The following is a 17,275-nucleotide window of genomic DNA, read 5'->3' as shown; positions in this document are numbered from 1 at the left end:
GATGAAGGAAGTGCTGGTTGTATGAATAATGAACAGGTGTTGGAGCATTTAACAAGTAAGATTACTGCTCCTGACCAGGAAGTGGCGGCAGAAACCTCTGCGCACGTGGATTCGTTGACGAAGCCGCCGGGGAGTCTGGGCAAATTGGAAGAGCTGGTGATCCGTCTGGCAGGCATGACTGGCAATGCACGTCCGCGTTTTGATCACAGGGCGGTCATTGTCATGGCCGCAGATCACGGCGTAGTGGAAGAGGGCATCAGTGCTTTTCCTGCTGAAGTGACCCCGCAGATGGTCCTGAATTTCCTCGCTGGAGGTGCGGCGGTGAATGTGCTTGCCCGTCACGCCGGAGCAGATGTGATCTGTGTGGATATTGGTGTGAATGCCGATCTTGAACATCCGGACCTGCTTTCCCGTAAAATTCGTAAAGGCACGGCCAACATGGCCCGGGGTGCAGCGATGACCCGGGATGAGGCAGTCAGCGCTATCCTTGCAGGAGCCGAAGTTGTATCAGCAGAGGTGGCGAAGGGAACACAGCTGTTTGTCACCGGGGAGATGGGAATTGGCAACACCACCGCAAGTGCTGCGGTAATGAGCGCGTTAACCGGAGTTGCACCAGCTGCCGCTGTGGGGAGAGGTACAGGGATTGATGATGCAGGCTTGCAGCGCAAGGCTGCTGTAGTCAGCCGGGCGCTTAGCGTAAACGCACCAAACCCGGAAGATGCACTGGATGTTCTGTGCAAGGTGGGTGGACTGGAGATTGCCGGACTCACAGGGGTTATCCTCGCAGCAGCTGCTCATCATTGTCCGGTCGTTGTAGACGGGTTCATCTCTACCGCCGCAGCGCTGGTGGCGAGACAACTTGCACCTCTGAGTACAGCTTATATGATCGCTTCTCATACCTCACACGAAAATGGACATGAAGCGCTGCTGCGTGAACTGGACCTGAAAGCGATGCTGGATCTGGACATGCGTCTGGGTGAAGGCACGGGCGGCGTGCTTAGTCTTCATCTGATTGACGCAGCCTGTCTCATTCTGAATGAGATGGCAACCTTTGCAAGCGCGGGTGTCTCGGATGGAACAAGCCCTGCTCCAGATTCCGTTGCGTCGGTTGATTCATCCCTGCAAGGAGAGAGTTCACGATGAGTGTACTGGTGACAGGCGGCGCACGCAGTGGCAAAAGCTCCTTTGCCGAGCGTCTCTGCATGCAGCGTTCCTCGGAGGCGTGGTATGTGGCGACAGCTCAGGCGTACGATGATGAAATGCGTGAGCGTATCGCGATGCATCAGCATCAGCGGGAGGCATCAGGGTATCTGTGGCACACGATGGAGGAACCGATACATCTGCCTGCTTTGATAAGCCGCATGGGTGAAGGGCATACAGGGACTTCTGCACCCACCATTCTGGTGGATTGCCTGACGCTGTGGCTGACAAATGTTTTGTTAGCGCATGAGCATGACGAGAAGCAGGTGTTACAGGGACATTTGGACGCGTTGGTTGAAGCGATTCGAACCTATCCCGGTTTGCTTGTTTTGGTTACAAATGAAGTGGGAGATGGGATCGTACCGGAATATGCCCTTGGCAGGAAATATCGGGATTTGGCCGGTGTACTGAATCAGCGTATTGCGGCGATATGCGGTGAAGTGTTTCTGGTGACCGTAGGCATTGCGATTGAACTAAAAAGCAAGGAGTACCGCTTATGAAGGATGGCACGCCTGCTCCTCAGCGCAAACATGCGGCGGCAGCCGCTTTTCAATTTTTGTCCCGTTTCCCTGTCAAAATGCAAATCGATTTTGTCCCGCCATTGCTGCGGGAAAGTGTAGTCTTTTATCCGCTGGTCGGTGCTGCGATTGGTCTGTGTGTCTGGCTCGCGGGAGCCTTAAGTGGTGCAGTGCTTCCGGCCTTTCCGGCTGCCGTCCTGACCCTGACGTTATGGGTATGGCTCACCGGAGGGCTCCATCTTGACGGATGGATGGATACGGCGGATGGCTTGCTCAGTTATCGTACACGTGAGCGGATGCTGGAGATTATGAAGGACAGCCGTGTCGGGGCAATGGGCGTGATCGCCTGCGTGTTGCTTCTGATGATGAAGGCTGCGCTGATCGCCGATTTTATTGCCCGGGGCCAGTGGGTGTACGGTGCGCTGCTGATCCTGCCCATGATCTGGAGCCGCTGGTTCATGGTGTATGCAATGTCGGCCTGGCCGAATGCGCGCGAAGATGATGGACTTGCCGTATTGTTTAAAGGTCTGGGTGAGAGGAAGGAGGTCCAGCGTGCACGAAGTTCAGCTGTGGGCCTGACCTTGGTCGCAGGGGCACTTACGTTTGCCTCGGTGTGGCTTTTCAAGCCGGATATGGGGATTGCGGATGCGATGGTGAGTGGGCTGGGAACACTGCCATGGTGGCTATACCCGGTGACGGCAGTTATTATACTGCCTGTGGCGTGTTATTATATCGGCCGATTCGTGGCTGCCCGGATCAGTGAACGGCTCGGTGGTTTAACCGGGGATACGTATGGTGCCATGAATGAGCTGCTGGAGGCGGCTTTGTTGACCGTGCTGAGTGTGCTTCAAGGACTGTTCTGGCTGTAACTTTTGAAATATGAAGCAGTATGGAAAGTGTTACGCATGAGGTTGGGAGTAAGGTGATCTGGATATAACATGGAGACAGGGGGAGAGAGCGTGGAAGATAAGCCATCACAACCAGCGGCGGTACTGATGCTGCAAGGAACGGCTTCCGATGTGGGCAAAAGTGTCATCACAACGGCATTGTGCCGGATTTTTAAGCAGGATGGCTTCAAGCCTGCTCCGTTCAAGTCACAGAATATGGCATTGAATTCCTATGTGACGGAAGATGGCAAGGAGATTGGTCGGGCCCAGGGGGCACAGGCCGAAGCCTGTGGTATTGAGGCGACAACCGATATGAATCCAATCCTGATCAAGCCGGTGAGGGACATGCATTCGCAGATCGTGGTACATGGTGTACCTTTTGCCCAGATGAGTGCATCGGACTACCGTCAGCATTTCCTGCCTGAAGCAAAGCAGACGGTTATGGATGCGTTGAACCGGCTACGGGATACCTATGATATTGTGCTGATGGAAGGAGCGGGCAGTCCGGCCGAGATCAATCTGAAGGACCGGGATATCGTCAACATGAATCTGGCAGGCTGGGCCGATGCGCCGGTGATTCTGATCTCCGATATTGATCGGGGCGGAGTGTTTGCTTCCATTGTAGGTACGCTGGAGCTGCTGGAACCCCATGAGGTGGCGCGAGTCAAAGGGTTCATTATCAACAAGTTCCGCGGTGATCTGTCCCTGTTGCAACCAGGACTCGACTGGCTCGAAGAACGGACAGGCATTGCAGTATTAGGTGTTTTGCCTTACATAAGAGATATTCAGATTGAAGCAGAGGATTCGGTGGTGCTGGACTCCATGCGTCATGGTAAATCCGGCAAAACCGAGCTGGATCTGGTGGTAATCCGATATCCGCGAATTTCCAACTTTACAGACTTTGACGCACTTTCCCGTGAACCGGATGTGAATGTGCGTTACGTGACCTCGCCAGAGGAATTGGGTAGTCCGGATGCCATTCTTCTACCAGGTACGAAGGATACCATAGGTGACCTGGCATTTCTGCGTGAGTCTGGGCTGGAGCAGGCGATTGCGAGCCAGACCGAGCGTGATCATGTTCAGCTCGTAGGAATATGTGGCGGATACCAGATGCTGGGACGTCATCTGAAGGACCCGTTTGCTGTGGAGGCCAATCAGATCCAGGAAGCAAAAGGACTTGGCTGGCTCCCGCTATCGACAACATTTCTTCAGGAAAAGCAGACCGTCAGAGCTTCCGGACGGGTGCAGCCTGATCACCCGATTCGTCTGTATGGTGAGCAAGATGTAGCAGATGCTTCATTACCCATTAACGGATATGAGATTCATATGGGCGTTACGGAGTGTCACGAGCCTGAACGTGTAACCGCATTGTTTGAAATCTCGCATCCAGGTGGTCAACCTTTCCAAGAAGGCTGGGGCTCAGTAGATGGCAGCGTGTGGGGAACCTACCTGCATGGTTTGTTTGAAAGTGATCAATTCCGACGTTCGTGGCTGAATGCCTTGCGTGCAGGAAAGGGGCTGGCTCCACTTCAGGAGACGTATAGTGCGCATGAGCGTAAGGAGATGGAGTTCGATCGGGTAGCTGAATCGTTGCGTTCAGCATTGGATATGAAGCGTGTGTACGAGATTATGGGTGTTCAGGCACCCGAGTGAAACAACAATACCCCCATGTCGGACAAACCGTTCTATAGAAACGGAATGTTAGCGGCATGGGGGTATTGTATATCCTATGATTAAATGAGGTTTAAAACAGGTGATGATAGGTTAATGGTTAACCTGTTAGTTTATTTTGAAATTTTTCATAGCGGATTGCAGCTCTACAGCTTGTTCATGCAGATGACGAACTGTATTCGAATGTGAGTCCATCTCGCTGAGCTGCAGATCTGCTGTTGAAGCAATCTGTAACATGCTCTCACGGGATTTGGTCGTAATCTGTGCCGTTTCTTCAACGGATGCACTCACTTCTTCAGCACCAGCAGATACTTGTTGTGTAGAAGCCGAGACGGTCTGAATGGTCAGATTCACGTTCTGAATCAATTCATTCAGTTGCTGGAAGGCAGAGCCTGCTTGTTGAACGACCCTTGTGCCTGAACCAATCTCCTGGGTTACACGGTTCATGGCATCAACCGAGCGTTCAGCATCTTCACGAATGGTACCCAGATAATCCGAAATTTCTTCGGTGGCTGTCTTGGATTGCTCGGCAAGTTTGCGAACTTCTCCAGCAACAACAGCGAATCCGCGGCCATGCTCTCCGGCACGTGCTGCTTCGATGGAGGCATTGAGTGACAGCATGTTAATCTGTTTGGTGATTTCAAAAATCGAAGCAACAATGGTGCCGATGGCTACCGAACGTTCATTCATAGTTTCAACATATCGCAACGATTCGCTTGCTGTCTGGCCTACACGCTCCATCTGCTCAATGGCATTCTGAGCCAGTCGGTTACCGTTAACTGCCTCGTTGGCTGCTTCACCAATCTGGTCAGACACTTCAGCAGAAGAAGAAGCAATATGCATGATACCTTGCGTAATTTCTTCCATAGCTCTGGCGTTCTCGGATGCGCTTGACGCAATGCTGATGCTGCCTTTTTCTGCATCTTCTGCAGAGCGGCTGGAGTTTCGAACCATACCGGACATCGATTCAACCCGCTGAAGCAGGTCATTGGAGCCTGATACAACTTCATTGGACGTGGACAAGGCACGGCTAATCATTTCTTTCAGGTTATGCGTCATCGTCTGGAAGCTTGCGGCAAGCTGGGCAATTTCATCTTTACCTTTGATCTCTAGTTCAGCGGTCAGATCACCCTGGGATATTTGTTTGCTATGTTGGACGAGCTTGATGATTGGTTTGGTAACTCTTTTGATCATACTAGTGGAGATAAGCCAGCCGAGCACAAACACTAATGCTGTAATCCCAAGGCACAACCAGAAAATCTGGGTAATCTTGTCTTGAATGAACTGGGCATCCATGCTCACAGCCATAATCATGTTACTTCCTGCAATGGGGATAAAGGCTGCTTTATGTACACCAAAGGAATCGGAGTAGACCTCGCTGATTACCATTTCTTTGTTCTCAATAGCTGCATTCATTGCGGGTTCTACACTAATTTCATCCTGGGCTTTCATGTTTGAAGAAGGGTTGGCCACAACGACTTTGGCTGAGCCATCTTGAATAGCAACAACGTAAGCCGCATCCAAATTATGTTCTTTTGCTTTATCTGCCAGGTACGATTCCACGGTCATGGCAGCACCTTCAGAACCGGCTCCGCCACTCTGTACCTGTAGGATTTTGGATGCTGAAGTATTCTTGTATATATCCTGAATGGACGTGTTTAGGACTTTGTCAAACTGCGGTAGCACGTAGCTTTGAATAATATTCATCGATACGGCATAAAAACTAATACTGAACAACAGGGAAGCAACCAGCAGAACGAGGAACAAGGTGCCTCTGATTTTACCGGCAACGGTGCGATTACGAAACATATGATCATCCTTTCACGTCAAGTTCATTAACATTGTCGCTTTTCCGTAATCCTAAGACCTATCTACCAATGAAGAAAGACCTAAATTGAACATTGAGAAAACTTGGGAATAAGCGGATATACCTATATTACAAAATTAACCGGAGGTTGAATAGAACAATTTTCACGATTTGGTGTATTTTTTTCAGAAATAGATGAATCTGTTACATGCATATTACATAATATCAATTAATACCTACCAGAATAGTTTGTTATATGTTATATTGTAAAATGTCTTTGTCGGAAGTACAAAAGATAGAAGAGAAAACCGGATATTCTCCGGTTACACACATGCCTGAGGAGGATTTAAAGAAATGGATACTTTTCTAGTCATATTGAATGTAGTGGTTATACTTGCCTTACTTGGTATCCTCTACTGGATGCAGAAAAAGCATATCTCCTTTACGAAACGCGTATTTGCGGGTCTGGGACTGGGGGTTGTTTACGGGGTTATTCTTCAATTGGTGTACACATCAGGTTCTGATGTAGTTACGAAATCAGTCGATTGGTTCAATCTGGTCGGTTCAGGATATGTTCGTTTGTTGCAAATGGTCGTGATCCCATTGATCATGGTGTCGATCATTTCGGCCATTATGAATCTGAAGGGCAAACAAAATCTCGGCAAAATGAGTGTTTCCATTATTGCCATTCTGTTGATCACCACAGCGATTGCCGCAGGGGTCAGCATTGTGACCAGTCTGGGCTTCAACCTGACTTCCATTGAGATTCAAGGAGGAGACCGGGAGAATGCGCAGATTCAGAAGGTGGAGGAACGGCTTGTTGATGTGAAGGATCAGACCATCCCTCAGCAAGTGTTGGAATTCATTCCTTCGAATCCATTTGCAGATATGACAGGAGAACGTCGTACATCCACACTGGCGGTGGTTATCTTCTCCGCGTTTATCGGTGTAGCCGTTCTTGGACTGGATCGCAAAAAACCTCAGCAGGCGGAGACGTTCCGCGGTATGGTTAATGCGGTATACGCGGTGGTTATGCGAATTGTTACACTGGTGCTGAGGCTTACGCCTTACGGGATTTTAGCACTGATTACAAAGGTAACGGCGACAACCAATGCGGAAGAGATATTAAAGCTCATCAAATTCGTGATTGCATCTTATATCGCGCTGGCGATCATGTTTATTATTCACCTGATCATTATCTCGCTGTCTGGGTTCAACCCGATTACGTATTTGAAGAAGGTGCTGCCAACACTGGTATTTGCCTTTACATCCCGTTCAAGTGCAGCGGCGATCCCGCTGAATGTGGAGACTCAGACGAAGAAACTCGGCGTATCGGACGGCATTGCGAACCTGTCTGCAAGCTTTGGGGCTACGATTGGGCAAAACGGGTGCGCCGGGATCTATCCGGCCATGCTGGCGGTGATGATTGCTCCGACGGTCGGCATCGACCCGCTGAGCTGGGACTTCATTGTGACTTTGATCCTCGTAGTCATGATCAGTTCGTTTGGTGTGGCTGGCGTTGGCGGTGGGGCAACCTTCGCTTCCCTGATCGTATTGTCCACCATGAATCTGCCTGTGGCTCTGGTTGGACTGCTCATTTCCGTGGAGCCGCTGATCGACATGGGTCGTACAGCGCTTAACGTGAACGGGTCGATGACATCAGGACTCGTAACGAGCAGAATTTTGAAGGAAAACGATCGGGACACGTTTAACGATCAGAGTCGTGAGCTGGATTCTGCGGCTCAGGCTTAATACAGAATGGATTAGATAGAAGCTCACATTAAGATAGCTAGAGCCGTCTACAAATCAAGTGAGAAAAGCCGTCCTTCGGAGGAATCCGGAGGGCGGTTTTTTTTGCGGCAATCAAACTATGCTGTGCACAGTGGTGAAGCAGTCTTCTTTTTCTATACACGGTGCAAGGGGAATAGAGGTAGGAAAAACTAGTATGGTCGAGAGGGAAGCGGAGGAATATAGAAGGGGTCGTAGTCACTCAGGCACGCTTGGAGTTATTTAGTTCTGTTCATGGGACGAGAAATGTGATAGAGTATTCATGTTTTGGCCCTGAGCCAAACCGCGGTTCGTAACCATCCCGCGTAATCAAAACTAGGAAGGCAGTGTATGTATTTATGTTTAACTTAGGGTGGGGAGCAGTTTTTGTTCTCGTAACTTATGGATTTTTCCTGCTGTGTTACCGCTTGTTCGGTAAAAAAGGTCTCTATGCCTGGATTGGTGTGGCTACGGTTATAGCCAACATTCAGGTGACCAAAACGATAGATATCATGGGAATTGTACTGACGTTAGGCAACACGATGTATGTCAGCATGTACCTGACCAGTGACCTTCTTAATGAAAAATATGGACCAGGTGAGGCACGCAAGGCCGTATGGTTTGGATTCTTCACGCTCATCATGACAACGGTTCTGATGCAGATGGTGTTGTTCTTTGAACCGGCACCAACAGACTTTGCACAGGAATCTATGGCGAAGTTGTTCGGTCTGCTGCCACGTTTGGCACTCGGAAGTCTGACAGCGTACTTCATCAGTCAGTTCCTGGATGTACGATTGTACTCCTGGCTGCGCAAGGTGGCCCCAGGGCGCAATCAGTTGTGGATTCGCACCAACGGTAGTTCGATCATCAGTTCATTTGTGGATACACTGGTGTTCTGCACAATCGCGTTTGCGTTCATCTATCCTTGGGATGTTTGGCTGGAAATCTTCCTCACGACGTATATTATCAAATTTGTATTAACTGCGGTCGGAACGCCGTTTCTGTATGCTGCACGTAGCTTTAAGTTTAAGGATGAAGCTTAGACAATATTCAAAGAGTATCACTTGAAAAAAACCTCTGCGCGGTCAATTGTAATTCGGACTCTGCAAGGTTTTTTTTCATAGAAAAGACCCGAAACAAGAAAATCCTTTTTACATTTTTATGAAAAAGTTATAATATAAACGACCTGTCGTTATGAGCGTGTATCAATAGGAACGATCATTTCATACAAAGGGGAATCGCACATGTACTCTACACTGCGTTATACACTGGAAAGCAATGGCACAACCTACGAGAATGATAGCATTAATGCCTCGTTATTGGTGGAGTTGATCTCCAATCTGGAATTGCAGGAATTCGTAGTACTTGTACCTTCCGAGCTGGTGGAGGGAAGTATGTATATGCAGGCTGCTGCGCTTGAGGAACCAGGGCAGATGGTGGCGGAGATTCGTTTGCAGGAAGGCGAGGACGGTTTCCGACATTACAGCTGCAGAACAACAGATACGACTGGGATTATTCAATGGTTTCTGGATTACTGGGGGAAGCAACAGCTGCCACAGCTGGAGTCTTGGCAGGATATCACGCATGAGTTTGACTAATGGTAAATGAGTGAGCAGGAATAAAATTACGTAGAATGCAGACGGAGTAATTTAGGATATGCTTTGTATTAATTAAAATCCCGCAACCCATGATATTTATGGATTTGCGGGATTTTTGCGTTCGCGTGTGTACGTGCTACTTTTTCTGTATACAGGCCTGAGGCGTACGCGAAAGGAGTATATTATTTTGAAGATACGGTTCAGCACAGTTTTGTGCAGTTTAGTTCATGATGCATAATATCGGCTAAGCATTGATGTATCTGGGCTATTTTTGACATAGATCCAATTGGATTAGTCAGTAAGGATTTGCAGTTCTTTTGGATATGTCGTCAGAACTTCGATACCCGTCTCGGTCACAATTACATCATCTTCGATACGGACGCCGCCTGCTGCGGTATAGATGCCCGGTTCAATCGTGAATACGGTACCTTCATTCAGGATGTCCATATTCTCTCCATGAAGAGAAGGATACTCATGTACGTCGATACCCAATCCATGGCCTACTCTGTGCATGAAACGTTCGCCGTATCCCGCTTCTTCCGTGACCTGGCGTGCTGCACGATCCACTTCGGCGCAGGTAATGCCTGGTTTCACGATTTGGATAGCAGCTTCGTTTGCTGCGAGCACAGTGTTATAGATGGTTTTGAGTTCAGGAGAGATGTCACCAAAGGCGAATGTACGTGTGATATCCGAGGCATACCCTCCAGCATACACACCCATGTCAAACATCAACAGGTCACCATGTTGCAGTTTCCGTTCACCCGGTGTACCGTGTGGCAGACCTGTTTTGGGTCCCGTGAGCACCATGGTATCAAAGGAAGGACCATCGGCACCCAGCTTTTTCATCTGATACTCCATCTCTGCGACAAGTTCGATCTCGGTTACGCCTGTGCGAACATGAGAGAGTCCTTGACGCAATGTTTCTTCAATCAGATAAATGGCGTGGCGAATGCGGGCTACCTCATCCGGTGTTTTTTTCACACGTAATGTGCGAAGCAGGGGGCCAACATCTTCAAAGCTGGCAGCACCGAGAGCGGCGGTCAGTTGTTCATAACGTGCGACTGTTACGTATTCTTTTTCAAGACCTACCCGGCCCAAGCGCCCCTGATAACGATCAAACAAAGCGTATGGGTTATCGGTATCCGTGTGAGTGGCAATGTTGGATACCGAGGAAGCGGCAGCGGCAGCTTCTGCGTCCAGTGCGGGTACAATCAACAGGGGCTCTTCGCCGCTTGCGAGCACCAGACCGAGGAAGCGTTCATGCGGATTGCTCGCAAATCCAGTTAAATAGTAGATATGTTTTGGATCTGTGATCAGCATGGCGTCCAATCCTTGCCCGGACAGATCGGCTTCAAGACGAGATAAAGGGTTTTGATTCATAAGTGTAGTTGTCCACCTTTCCATTCATACTATCCTTCTATTATAAAAGATTATGATGGAATTCCAAACTGCGGTGATTTCATATCGTCGGAATACCTTGAATTCTCGGTTTAAGCGGCTGGTATGAAGGGTAATACAGGGCGAAACCGCTTAACAGATGAATAATAACACCACAACAATAGAGAGCAATCCATTAATAATACGTTGAAGCTTGACTTATTTATTTTATACAGAAGAACGAAATACGAAGGGAGATGTAATCATGAATAATCGAGTAACCGTTCCGCTGTATGCTTCATTATTAAGTGTGGCACTGTTAACCGCGTCATGTTCTTCAGGCGAACCTTCTACGGGAGGAACAGAGCAGACGTCTCAGGGACAGGGAACAGGTCAGGGACAGACGGCCAACGGAGGCAATACCGGTGCAAGTGGAAATGAGAGTGGAGCGCAGGGAGAGACGGTTATTCCGTATCAGGCTTCCGTACTGGTTGAAGGACTGAATGCACCATGGGAGATTGTGAGTGTGCCTGATGGTCGGATGTTTGTAACGGAACGCCCTGGTGCGATTCGGGTCATTGAGGATGGAAAACTAGCACCTGAACCACTGATTGATTTCTTAGCCCCGTTTAATGAAGAAGGTGAAGGAGGTGAAGGAGGTCTGTTGGGCCTTGCAGCTGATCCGGACTTTGAGGAGAACGGTTACTTGTATGCATACCACTCCTATCTGGAAGGCGACGATATTGCGAATCGGGTGTTACGCCTCAAGGTGAATGATGGCAAAGCGGTCATAGATCAAGAGTTGCTTGGTAACATTCCAGGCGGAACGAATCATAATGGTGGGAGGATCAAAATTGGCCCGGACAAGTTGCTCTATATCACGACAGGTGAGCGTTATGAACCGGAACTGTCACAGAACAAAGATAGCCTTGGAGGTAAAATATTGCGGATAGGTCTCGACGGATCGATCCCAGCAGACAACCCATGGCCGAATTCACCTGTATACAGTATGGGACACCGTAACGCACAGGGACTGGCATGGAATCCGGAAAACGGTTACCTCTATTCCACGGAGCATGGTCAGCGTAATCATGATGAGATCAACCGGATTGTGGCCGGAGAGAATTATGGCTGGCCCGAGGTAGAAGGAGACGACGATGACAATGGCGCATATCAGGCTCCGCTTGCACATAGTGGGAACGATACATGGGCGCCGTCTGGTGTAGCTTTTGTAGAAGAAGGACCTTGGGCTGGATCACTGATTGCTGCAAATCTGCGTGGAGAGCAGCTGCTGAAGGTCACTCTTTCGGAAGATGGCACACAGGTGGAGAAGGTGGAACCCATCTTCGAAGATGAATGGGGCCGGATTCGTAATGTGAGTGCTGGTGAGGACGGGAAGTTATATGTGCTTACGAACAATCGGGATGGACGAGGATCGCCACGTGATGGAGATGACAAGCTGATTGTACTAACTCCGGAGAGCTGAGTCGGGGTCAGGGGAGAGAAAATCAGTGTTGTAGGACAACGTCGAACCGAACTCGTCTCCCCGTAAGGTAGTGGATGGAGTAAGTTTAAAACGAACGGTTGCCGCTTATCTTGAGCCAAAGCCCTGAAGTGCTCTGAATCTGAATCGCTCTAAATAAAATTTTTCTAAAGAACCTGACGCACCTTAAATAGAGGTTTGGCGGCGTTCATAGAATTTAACGAACCTCAGCCACGCTATAATGCCAAAATTCACTCGAAACCTGCGGAAAAACCAATGAAATGAGTAACTAAGGTGTCTGGAGTTCGTTAGAAAAACTTGATACTCAAAATACTGCGTATAGGGTGTCTGAGATTCGTTACAAAACAACACCAGTGCAGTAGAGTAGTAGAAGTGCGTGGTTAACTAAAGGAGCTGTCCCCGTCAAGTTCATGACATTGGGACAGCTCCTTGATTGTAATGTATGTGTCATCCTAATCTTGAATGAGCTACAACGCACAATGCCGCACGAAGAGAAACAGCGTTAATAGGATGCGTTATCGTTCCAAAAAACTCACAGCTCCGCGTTCTTTACTACTCTGCGCTCTCCGCAAGTGTGGCAATACGCTGAGCCGGATCATTCATGTACTCTCCACCGTGATAACAGAGAACCTTATTGAGCTTAAGGTCGGTCAGTTTCTTCAGGCTTCGCAGCGCTTCAGGCATGTCCGGTGTCGCTTGTGGTGCAGGGCCAACCAGTTCATCATCGACCACACGAAGTTCATCGGCAACGAGCAGGAACTGTTGCTCCCCGAAATACAGGCAGATATGACCTGGTGTATGTCCCGGTGTATGAATGACCTGTGTACCACCTTGAAGGGGTAATATGTCCCCGTCTGCCAGCGCTCTGCTAATGTTCACTTCAGGGAGCTGCAAGAGCAGTTGATCTGCCAGTGCCAAAACGGGCGCGGGTAGCAGAGCACGACGTTCAGGCGTGAACTTGATCAAAGGTTTCTCACCTGTTAGATATGGAATCTCATCGGCATGTGCCCAGATTTCCAGATCAGGGATGGCATCCAGCAGAGCTCCCAAGTTACCGATATGATCGATGTCCTGATGAGTAATAATCACACGTTTGACGTCCGAGAGCTGTACGCCCTCTTGTTCCAATGCGGATTGAAGTTCTGCAAATTGTCCGATCATGCCTGTATCCACCAAGGTAACGCCATCTACATCACGAAGCATGACGGGGAATATGGGGCTGTTCCCGGAAGGTGTGGGAATCTGAAGATTTAGCACAGTAATCGAAGTTGTTGGATGGCTCATGGTTATTCGGACCGTAGTCCGGTACACCTCCTTATATTTTTTAGCGATGATTGTTGTTATTCAGGGCGATTATATTTCAAGTGTTTTCTATATTTTTTTACCGTATGGAGCAGTGCTTCGAACGTTTCTTCTTCATTACTGCCGTCCTTAACGATGGTGACAAATGAGAAATTATCATGAACAAGTTTGTTCCTCGTCTGAAACACCAGACTAAGGGCTTCAGCGAAGTTTTCTTTTTCGGGTTCCAGAGCAATGAACTCTTTACTCAGTTCGGCCTGAATAATCTCCATGTTGGAGCGTGCACGGTAGGCAGGAGTTTTCATCAGCTGAGTCGAATTAAACTTTTTCTGATATACGTCTCTGTACAGTTGATGTAACATTTGTTCAATAATGGCGCATAGTTCGATGACCAGTGAAGCATATCTTCGGTTTTTACGTTTTCGGGTGAGCTCACGTGTTTCTTCTTTGTCCAAAATACCGTATTTTTCATACAGCGTAGAATCAACGTTCTGCAAGATTTCCTGATATTCCTGTTCGAGTAGTGCGATTTCAAGTTTGGCTTGTTTTTTAACTTTTTTAAAATCCTCTTTGGTCAGCATACTTGTCCTCCCATGGAAACCGAGATGTGATCCTATCATTATCTCATATTGTCCGTCGTCGCGCCTCTAATTTCGGAACCTCAGGTTCAGAAGGGAAGTACCTCATGTCCAATCAGACAGCAATTGTAACAGGAGCTAACTCAGGTATGGGGTTGGCAACCACCATTGAACTTGCAAGGCAAGGATATCGCGTAATTATGGCATGCCGCAGTGAGAAGCGCGGACAGGAGGCTCTTCAGGAAGCTGTGCGTCAGTCCGGTTCTTCTGCGATTGAATTGATGCTGTGTGACCTGGGTTCACTCGAAAGTATACGCCAGTTTGCCGGCACATTCCGCGAGCGTCATGATCACCTTGACGTTCTGGTTAATAATGCGGGGGTAGTGATGGTTAAGCGGAAGGAAACCTCAGACGGGTTCGAACAGAGTATCGGCATTAACCATCTGGGACATTTCCTGCTGACCTTACTTTTGATAGAACCTCTGAAAGCTGCGAAGCAGGGACGGGTTGTGAACGTTTCGTCAGGTGCCTACAAGGCCGGCAAAATCCACTTCGAAGATCCACATCTGCACAAAGGTTATAATCCGATCAAAAGTTATGCTCAATCCAAACTGGCGAACGTGCTGTTCACTCGTGCACTGGCTAGCAAACTGTCAGGTACGTCTGTCACAGTGAACTGTCTACACCCTGGTGCGGTGGGAACGAGTATTGGCGTAGATCGCAATACCGGATTTGGCACACGCATTATGGCGTTTGCAGGTAAACTTCCATTCTTTCTGTCCCCTGAAGAAGGGGCGCGAACGGCTGTTTATCTGGCCACAAGCCCTGAAGTCGTCGGCATCACCGGTCGTTACTTCTATCAACAGAAAGAGCAGCAGCTGAAGGCACATGCCGTTGCCGATGCTTCAGCTGAGCGTTTCTGGACGTGGAGCGAAGAACAGGTGGGGCTAAGAGATGACGAGAAGTTGTAATTCAGCACAAGCTGATGAGTGACTCATGAATAGAGTCGTTACATATTTTATACTTTTGCCTTCACAGCTTGTTGAATCATTTCGATAACAGCTTCAATACGTTGGATGCCTTGATCTCCCTGACCGTATGCACGGACAGAGGCGGATGAGGCATTTTTCTCATTCTCACCAAGCACGAGCGAATAAGGCACTTTTTCCATCTGGGATTCACGGATTTTGTACCCGAGCTTCTCGCTACGAAGATCTGTTTCTACCCGAATGCCCGCAGCACGGAGTTGGCTCTGTACTTGGAGTGCATAGTCTTCGTAATGATCTGATACAGGCAACAGCTTCACTTGCACAGGTGCGAGCCAGAGTGGAAATGCTCCTGCATAGTGTTCAGTCAGGATGCCGATGAAACGATCGATGGAACCGTAGATGGCACGATGGATCACGACAGGACGGTGTTTCAGACTATCTTCGCCAATGTAAGTGAGGTCGAACTTCTCCGGCATTTGAAAATCAAGCTGGATTGTTCCGCACTGCCAGCTACGCTTCAGCGCATCGAGGATATGAAAGTCAATTTTCGGTCCATAAAAAGCACCGTCCCCTTCGTTAATGCGATACTCCACGCCCCGACGATCTAGTACATTTTGCAATGCGCGTTCCGCTTGATCCCACAGCTCTTCCGATCCCATGGAATCTTTCGGACGAGTGGACAATTCAATCTTATATTCGAATCCAAAGATATCGTACATACGTCCGATCAGTGAGATCGCCTGATTGATCTCGTCCTCGATCTGCTCTGGCATGACGTAGAGATGGGCATCATCCTGGCAGAATGTCCGCACACGCATCATGCCGTTCAGGGCACCTGAGAATTCATGACGGTGAACCTGACCAAATTCCATCATGCGAATTGGTAATTCGCGATAGGAATGAAGTGTATTTTTGAAGATCAGCATATGCCCAGGACAGTTCATCGGTTTCAGTGCAAAAGTGGCATCGTCCACTTCTGAGAAATACATATTGTCCTTGTAATGCTCCCAGTGACCGGATTGCTCCCACAGACGATTGTTCATCATAAGAGGAGTCCGAACTTCCTGATACCCTTCCTGCAATTGCAACTCACGGGAGAACTGCTCCAGTTCAGTGCGAACAGTCATACCTTTGGGCAGATAGAAGGGCATGCCGGGCGCTTCTTCGGAGAACATGAACAGTTCAAGCTCTTTGCCAAGTTTACGATGATCCCGTTTCTTTGCTTCTTCGAGCATGTGCAGATGTTCATCCAGTTGGGCTTTGTTCGGGAAAGCAGTGCCGTAGATACGTTGCAGCATCTTATTATCCGAGTTACCCCGCCAGTACGCACCAGCTACATTCAACAGCTTGAACGCTTTGATCCGACCAGTGGATGGAAGATGGGGACCGCGACACAGATCGAAGAACTCTCCTTGATCATAGATCGAAAGCTCGGCGTCCTCTGGCAAATCCCGAATGAGTTCAAGCTTGTAAGGGTCCTGGATTTCTCCGAAGATACGGAGGGCTTCCTCCCGGTTAACGACCCGGCGACTGATCTTATGATTTTCCTGAATGATTTTGTTCATTTCCCGTTCAATGGCAGCCAAATCACTGATGGACAAGGCATGCTCCAGATCAACATCGTAATAGAATCCATCTTCAATGACTGGGCCGATACCCAGTTTCACTTGTTCTGCACCGTAAATGCGTTTGAGCGCCTGTGCGAGCACATGTGCTGCGCTGTGACGATAACGATACAGACCTTCCGCACTTTCTAAAGTAACGATAACAAGTTCGCAATCTTGCTGGAGCACCCAATCGAGATCGACATTTTGAACATCTACAATACCGCCGATAGCCTGTTTCCCAAGACTTGTACTGATAGATGAGGCAACCGCACCTACAGTGATGCCTGCTTCGTAAGAACGTATCGCGCCACCTTGCAGATGGACCTCAATGGAATGACTGGATGGTTGAAGATCATTTGCTTGGTTGTTTATTTCGTTACCTGATTTGTTGCTTACTGAGTTACTGTTTTCTTGTTTGCTCATGTGAACCACTCTCCATTTCTTAAAATGAAAGCGCAAAAAACACCCGT

At 48.7% G+C, this 17,275-nt stretch carries 14 protein-coding genes; 9 read left to right on the top strand and 5 right to left on the bottom strand.

Annotation, left to right across the window (positions count from 1 at the left end; all coding sequences use genetic code 11):
* Nucleotides 1-21: 21 nt before the first annotated feature.
* From cobT to CXK86_RS16110, 4 genes are all read left to right on the top strand, one after another.
* A complete protein-coding gene (gene cobT / locus CXK86_RS16125) occupies nucleotides 22-1,143 on the top strand; it encodes a nicotinate-nucleotide--dimethylbenzimidazole phosphoribosyltransferase (protein ID WP_076251752.1) in 1,122 nt (373 codons plus the stop codon).
* Nucleotides 1,140-1,700, top strand: a complete 561-nt coding sequence (gene cobU / locus CXK86_RS16120; RefSeq protein ID WP_076251579.1) for a bifunctional adenosylcobinamide kinase/adenosylcobinamide-phosphate guanylyltransferase — start codon at nucleotides 1,140-1,142, stop codon at nucleotides 1,698-1,700. Before cobT ends, cobU begins: the two co-directional genes overlap by 4 nt.
* The gene (cobS, locus tag CXK86_RS16115) at nucleotides 1,697-2,587 is read left to right on the top strand and encodes an adenosylcobinamide-GDP ribazoletransferase (protein ID WP_076251581.1); all 891 of its coding nucleotides are present in this window, start codon (nucleotides 1,697-1,699) and stop codon (nucleotides 2,585-2,587) included. The genes cobU and cobS overlap by 4 nt, the downstream gene beginning before the upstream one ends.
* Before the next feature lie 126 nt (nucleotides 2,588-2,713).
* The gene (locus CXK86_RS16110; protein ID WP_257467903.1) at nucleotides 2,714-4,258 is read left to right on the top strand and encodes a cobyric acid synthase; all 1,545 of its coding nucleotides are present in this window, start codon (nucleotides 2,714-2,716) and stop codon (nucleotides 4,256-4,258) included.
* 126 nt (nucleotides 4,259-4,384) lie between these two features.
* Here the strand turns inward: CXK86_RS16110 and CXK86_RS16105 are convergent, their stop codons facing one another.
* Nucleotides 4,385-6,085, bottom strand: a complete 1,701-nt coding sequence (locus CXK86_RS16105) for a methyl-accepting chemotaxis protein (RefSeq protein ID WP_076251586.1) — start codon at nucleotides 6,083-6,085, stop codon at nucleotides 4,385-4,387.
* Nucleotides 6,086-6,437: 352 nt separating this feature from the next.
* Between CXK86_RS16105 and CXK86_RS16100 the strand changes: the two genes are divergently transcribed.
* The 3 genes from CXK86_RS16100 to CXK86_RS16090 all read left to right on the top strand — a co-directional run bounded on the left by CXK86_RS16100 (nucleotide 6,438) and on the right by CXK86_RS16090 (nucleotide 9,448).
* Nucleotides 6,438-7,835 (top strand): L-cystine transporter, encoded by a 1,398-nt coding sequence (locus tag CXK86_RS16100; RefSeq protein ID WP_076251589.1) that lies wholly within the window; start codon nucleotides 6,438-6,440, stop codon nucleotides 7,833-7,835.
* 374 nt (nucleotides 7,836-8,209) lie between these two features.
* Nucleotides 8,210-8,893 carry a queuosine precursor transporter gene (locus CXK86_RS16095; protein WP_076251591.1) on the top strand — a complete coding sequence of 228 codons (684 nt, stop codon included), beginning with the start codon at nucleotides 8,210-8,212 and terminating at the stop codon, nucleotides 8,891-8,893.
* Nucleotides 8,894-9,094: 201 nt separating this feature from the next.
* Complete coding sequence (locus tag CXK86_RS16090; RefSeq protein WP_036610715.1) at nucleotides 9,095-9,448, top strand: hypothetical protein; 354 nt, start codon at nucleotides 9,095-9,097, stop codon at nucleotides 9,446-9,448.
* 291 nt (nucleotides 9,449-9,739) lie between these two features.
* On the opposite strand, the gene CXK86_RS16085 is transcribed toward CXK86_RS16090, so the two are convergent.
* Nucleotides 9,740-10,828, bottom strand: coding sequence for a M24 family metallopeptidase (locus CXK86_RS16085; RefSeq protein WP_076251593.1), 1,089 nt, complete (start codon nucleotides 10,826-10,828; stop codon nucleotides 9,740-9,742).
* 262 nt (nucleotides 10,829-11,090) lie between these two features.
* Here CXK86_RS16085 and CXK86_RS16080 point away from each other — a divergent pair, with 262 nt between their 5' ends.
* Nucleotides 11,091-12,311, top strand: a complete 1,221-nt coding sequence (locus CXK86_RS16080; protein WP_076251595.1) for a PQQ-dependent sugar dehydrogenase — start codon at nucleotides 11,091-11,093, stop codon at nucleotides 12,309-12,311.
* A gap of 570 nt (nucleotides 12,312-12,881) precedes the next feature.
* On the opposite strand, the gene CXK86_RS16075 is transcribed toward CXK86_RS16080, so the two are convergent.
* Nucleotides 12,882-13,613, bottom strand: coding sequence for an MBL fold metallo-hydrolase (locus tag CXK86_RS16075; protein WP_076251596.1), 732 nt, complete (start codon nucleotides 13,611-13,613; stop codon nucleotides 12,882-12,884).
* A 56-nt stretch (nucleotides 13,614-13,669) separates the two neighbouring features.
* Nucleotides 13,670-14,212, bottom strand: a complete 543-nt coding sequence (locus CXK86_RS16070) for a hypothetical protein (RefSeq protein WP_036610708.1) — start codon at nucleotides 14,210-14,212, stop codon at nucleotides 13,670-13,672.
* Nucleotides 14,213-14,316: 104 nt separating this feature from the next.
* Here CXK86_RS16070 and CXK86_RS16065 point away from each other — a divergent pair, with 104 nt between their 5' ends.
* Complete coding sequence (locus CXK86_RS16065) at nucleotides 14,317-15,180, top strand: SDR family oxidoreductase (protein WP_076251598.1); 864 nt, start codon at nucleotides 14,317-14,319, stop codon at nucleotides 15,178-15,180.
* Between the two features lie 47 nt (nucleotides 15,181-15,227).
* Here CXK86_RS16065 and thrS read toward each other — a convergent pair whose 3' ends face one another.
* Nucleotides 15,228-17,228: a threonine--tRNA ligase gene (gene thrS, locus CXK86_RS16060; RefSeq protein ID WP_256720038.1), complete on the bottom strand. Its 2,001-nt coding sequence runs from the start codon at nucleotides 17,226-17,228 to the stop codon at nucleotides 15,228-15,230.
* Nucleotides 17,229-17,275 lie beyond the last annotated feature (47 nt).

It is taken from the genome of Paenibacillus sp. BGI2013, from assembly GCF_002843485.1.
In the GTDB taxonomy this organism is placed as follows: Bacteria; Bacillota; Bacilli; order Paenibacillales; family Paenibacillaceae; genus Paenibacillus; species Paenibacillus amylolyticus.
This window is presented reverse-complemented; position numbering and strand designations above follow the sequence as displayed.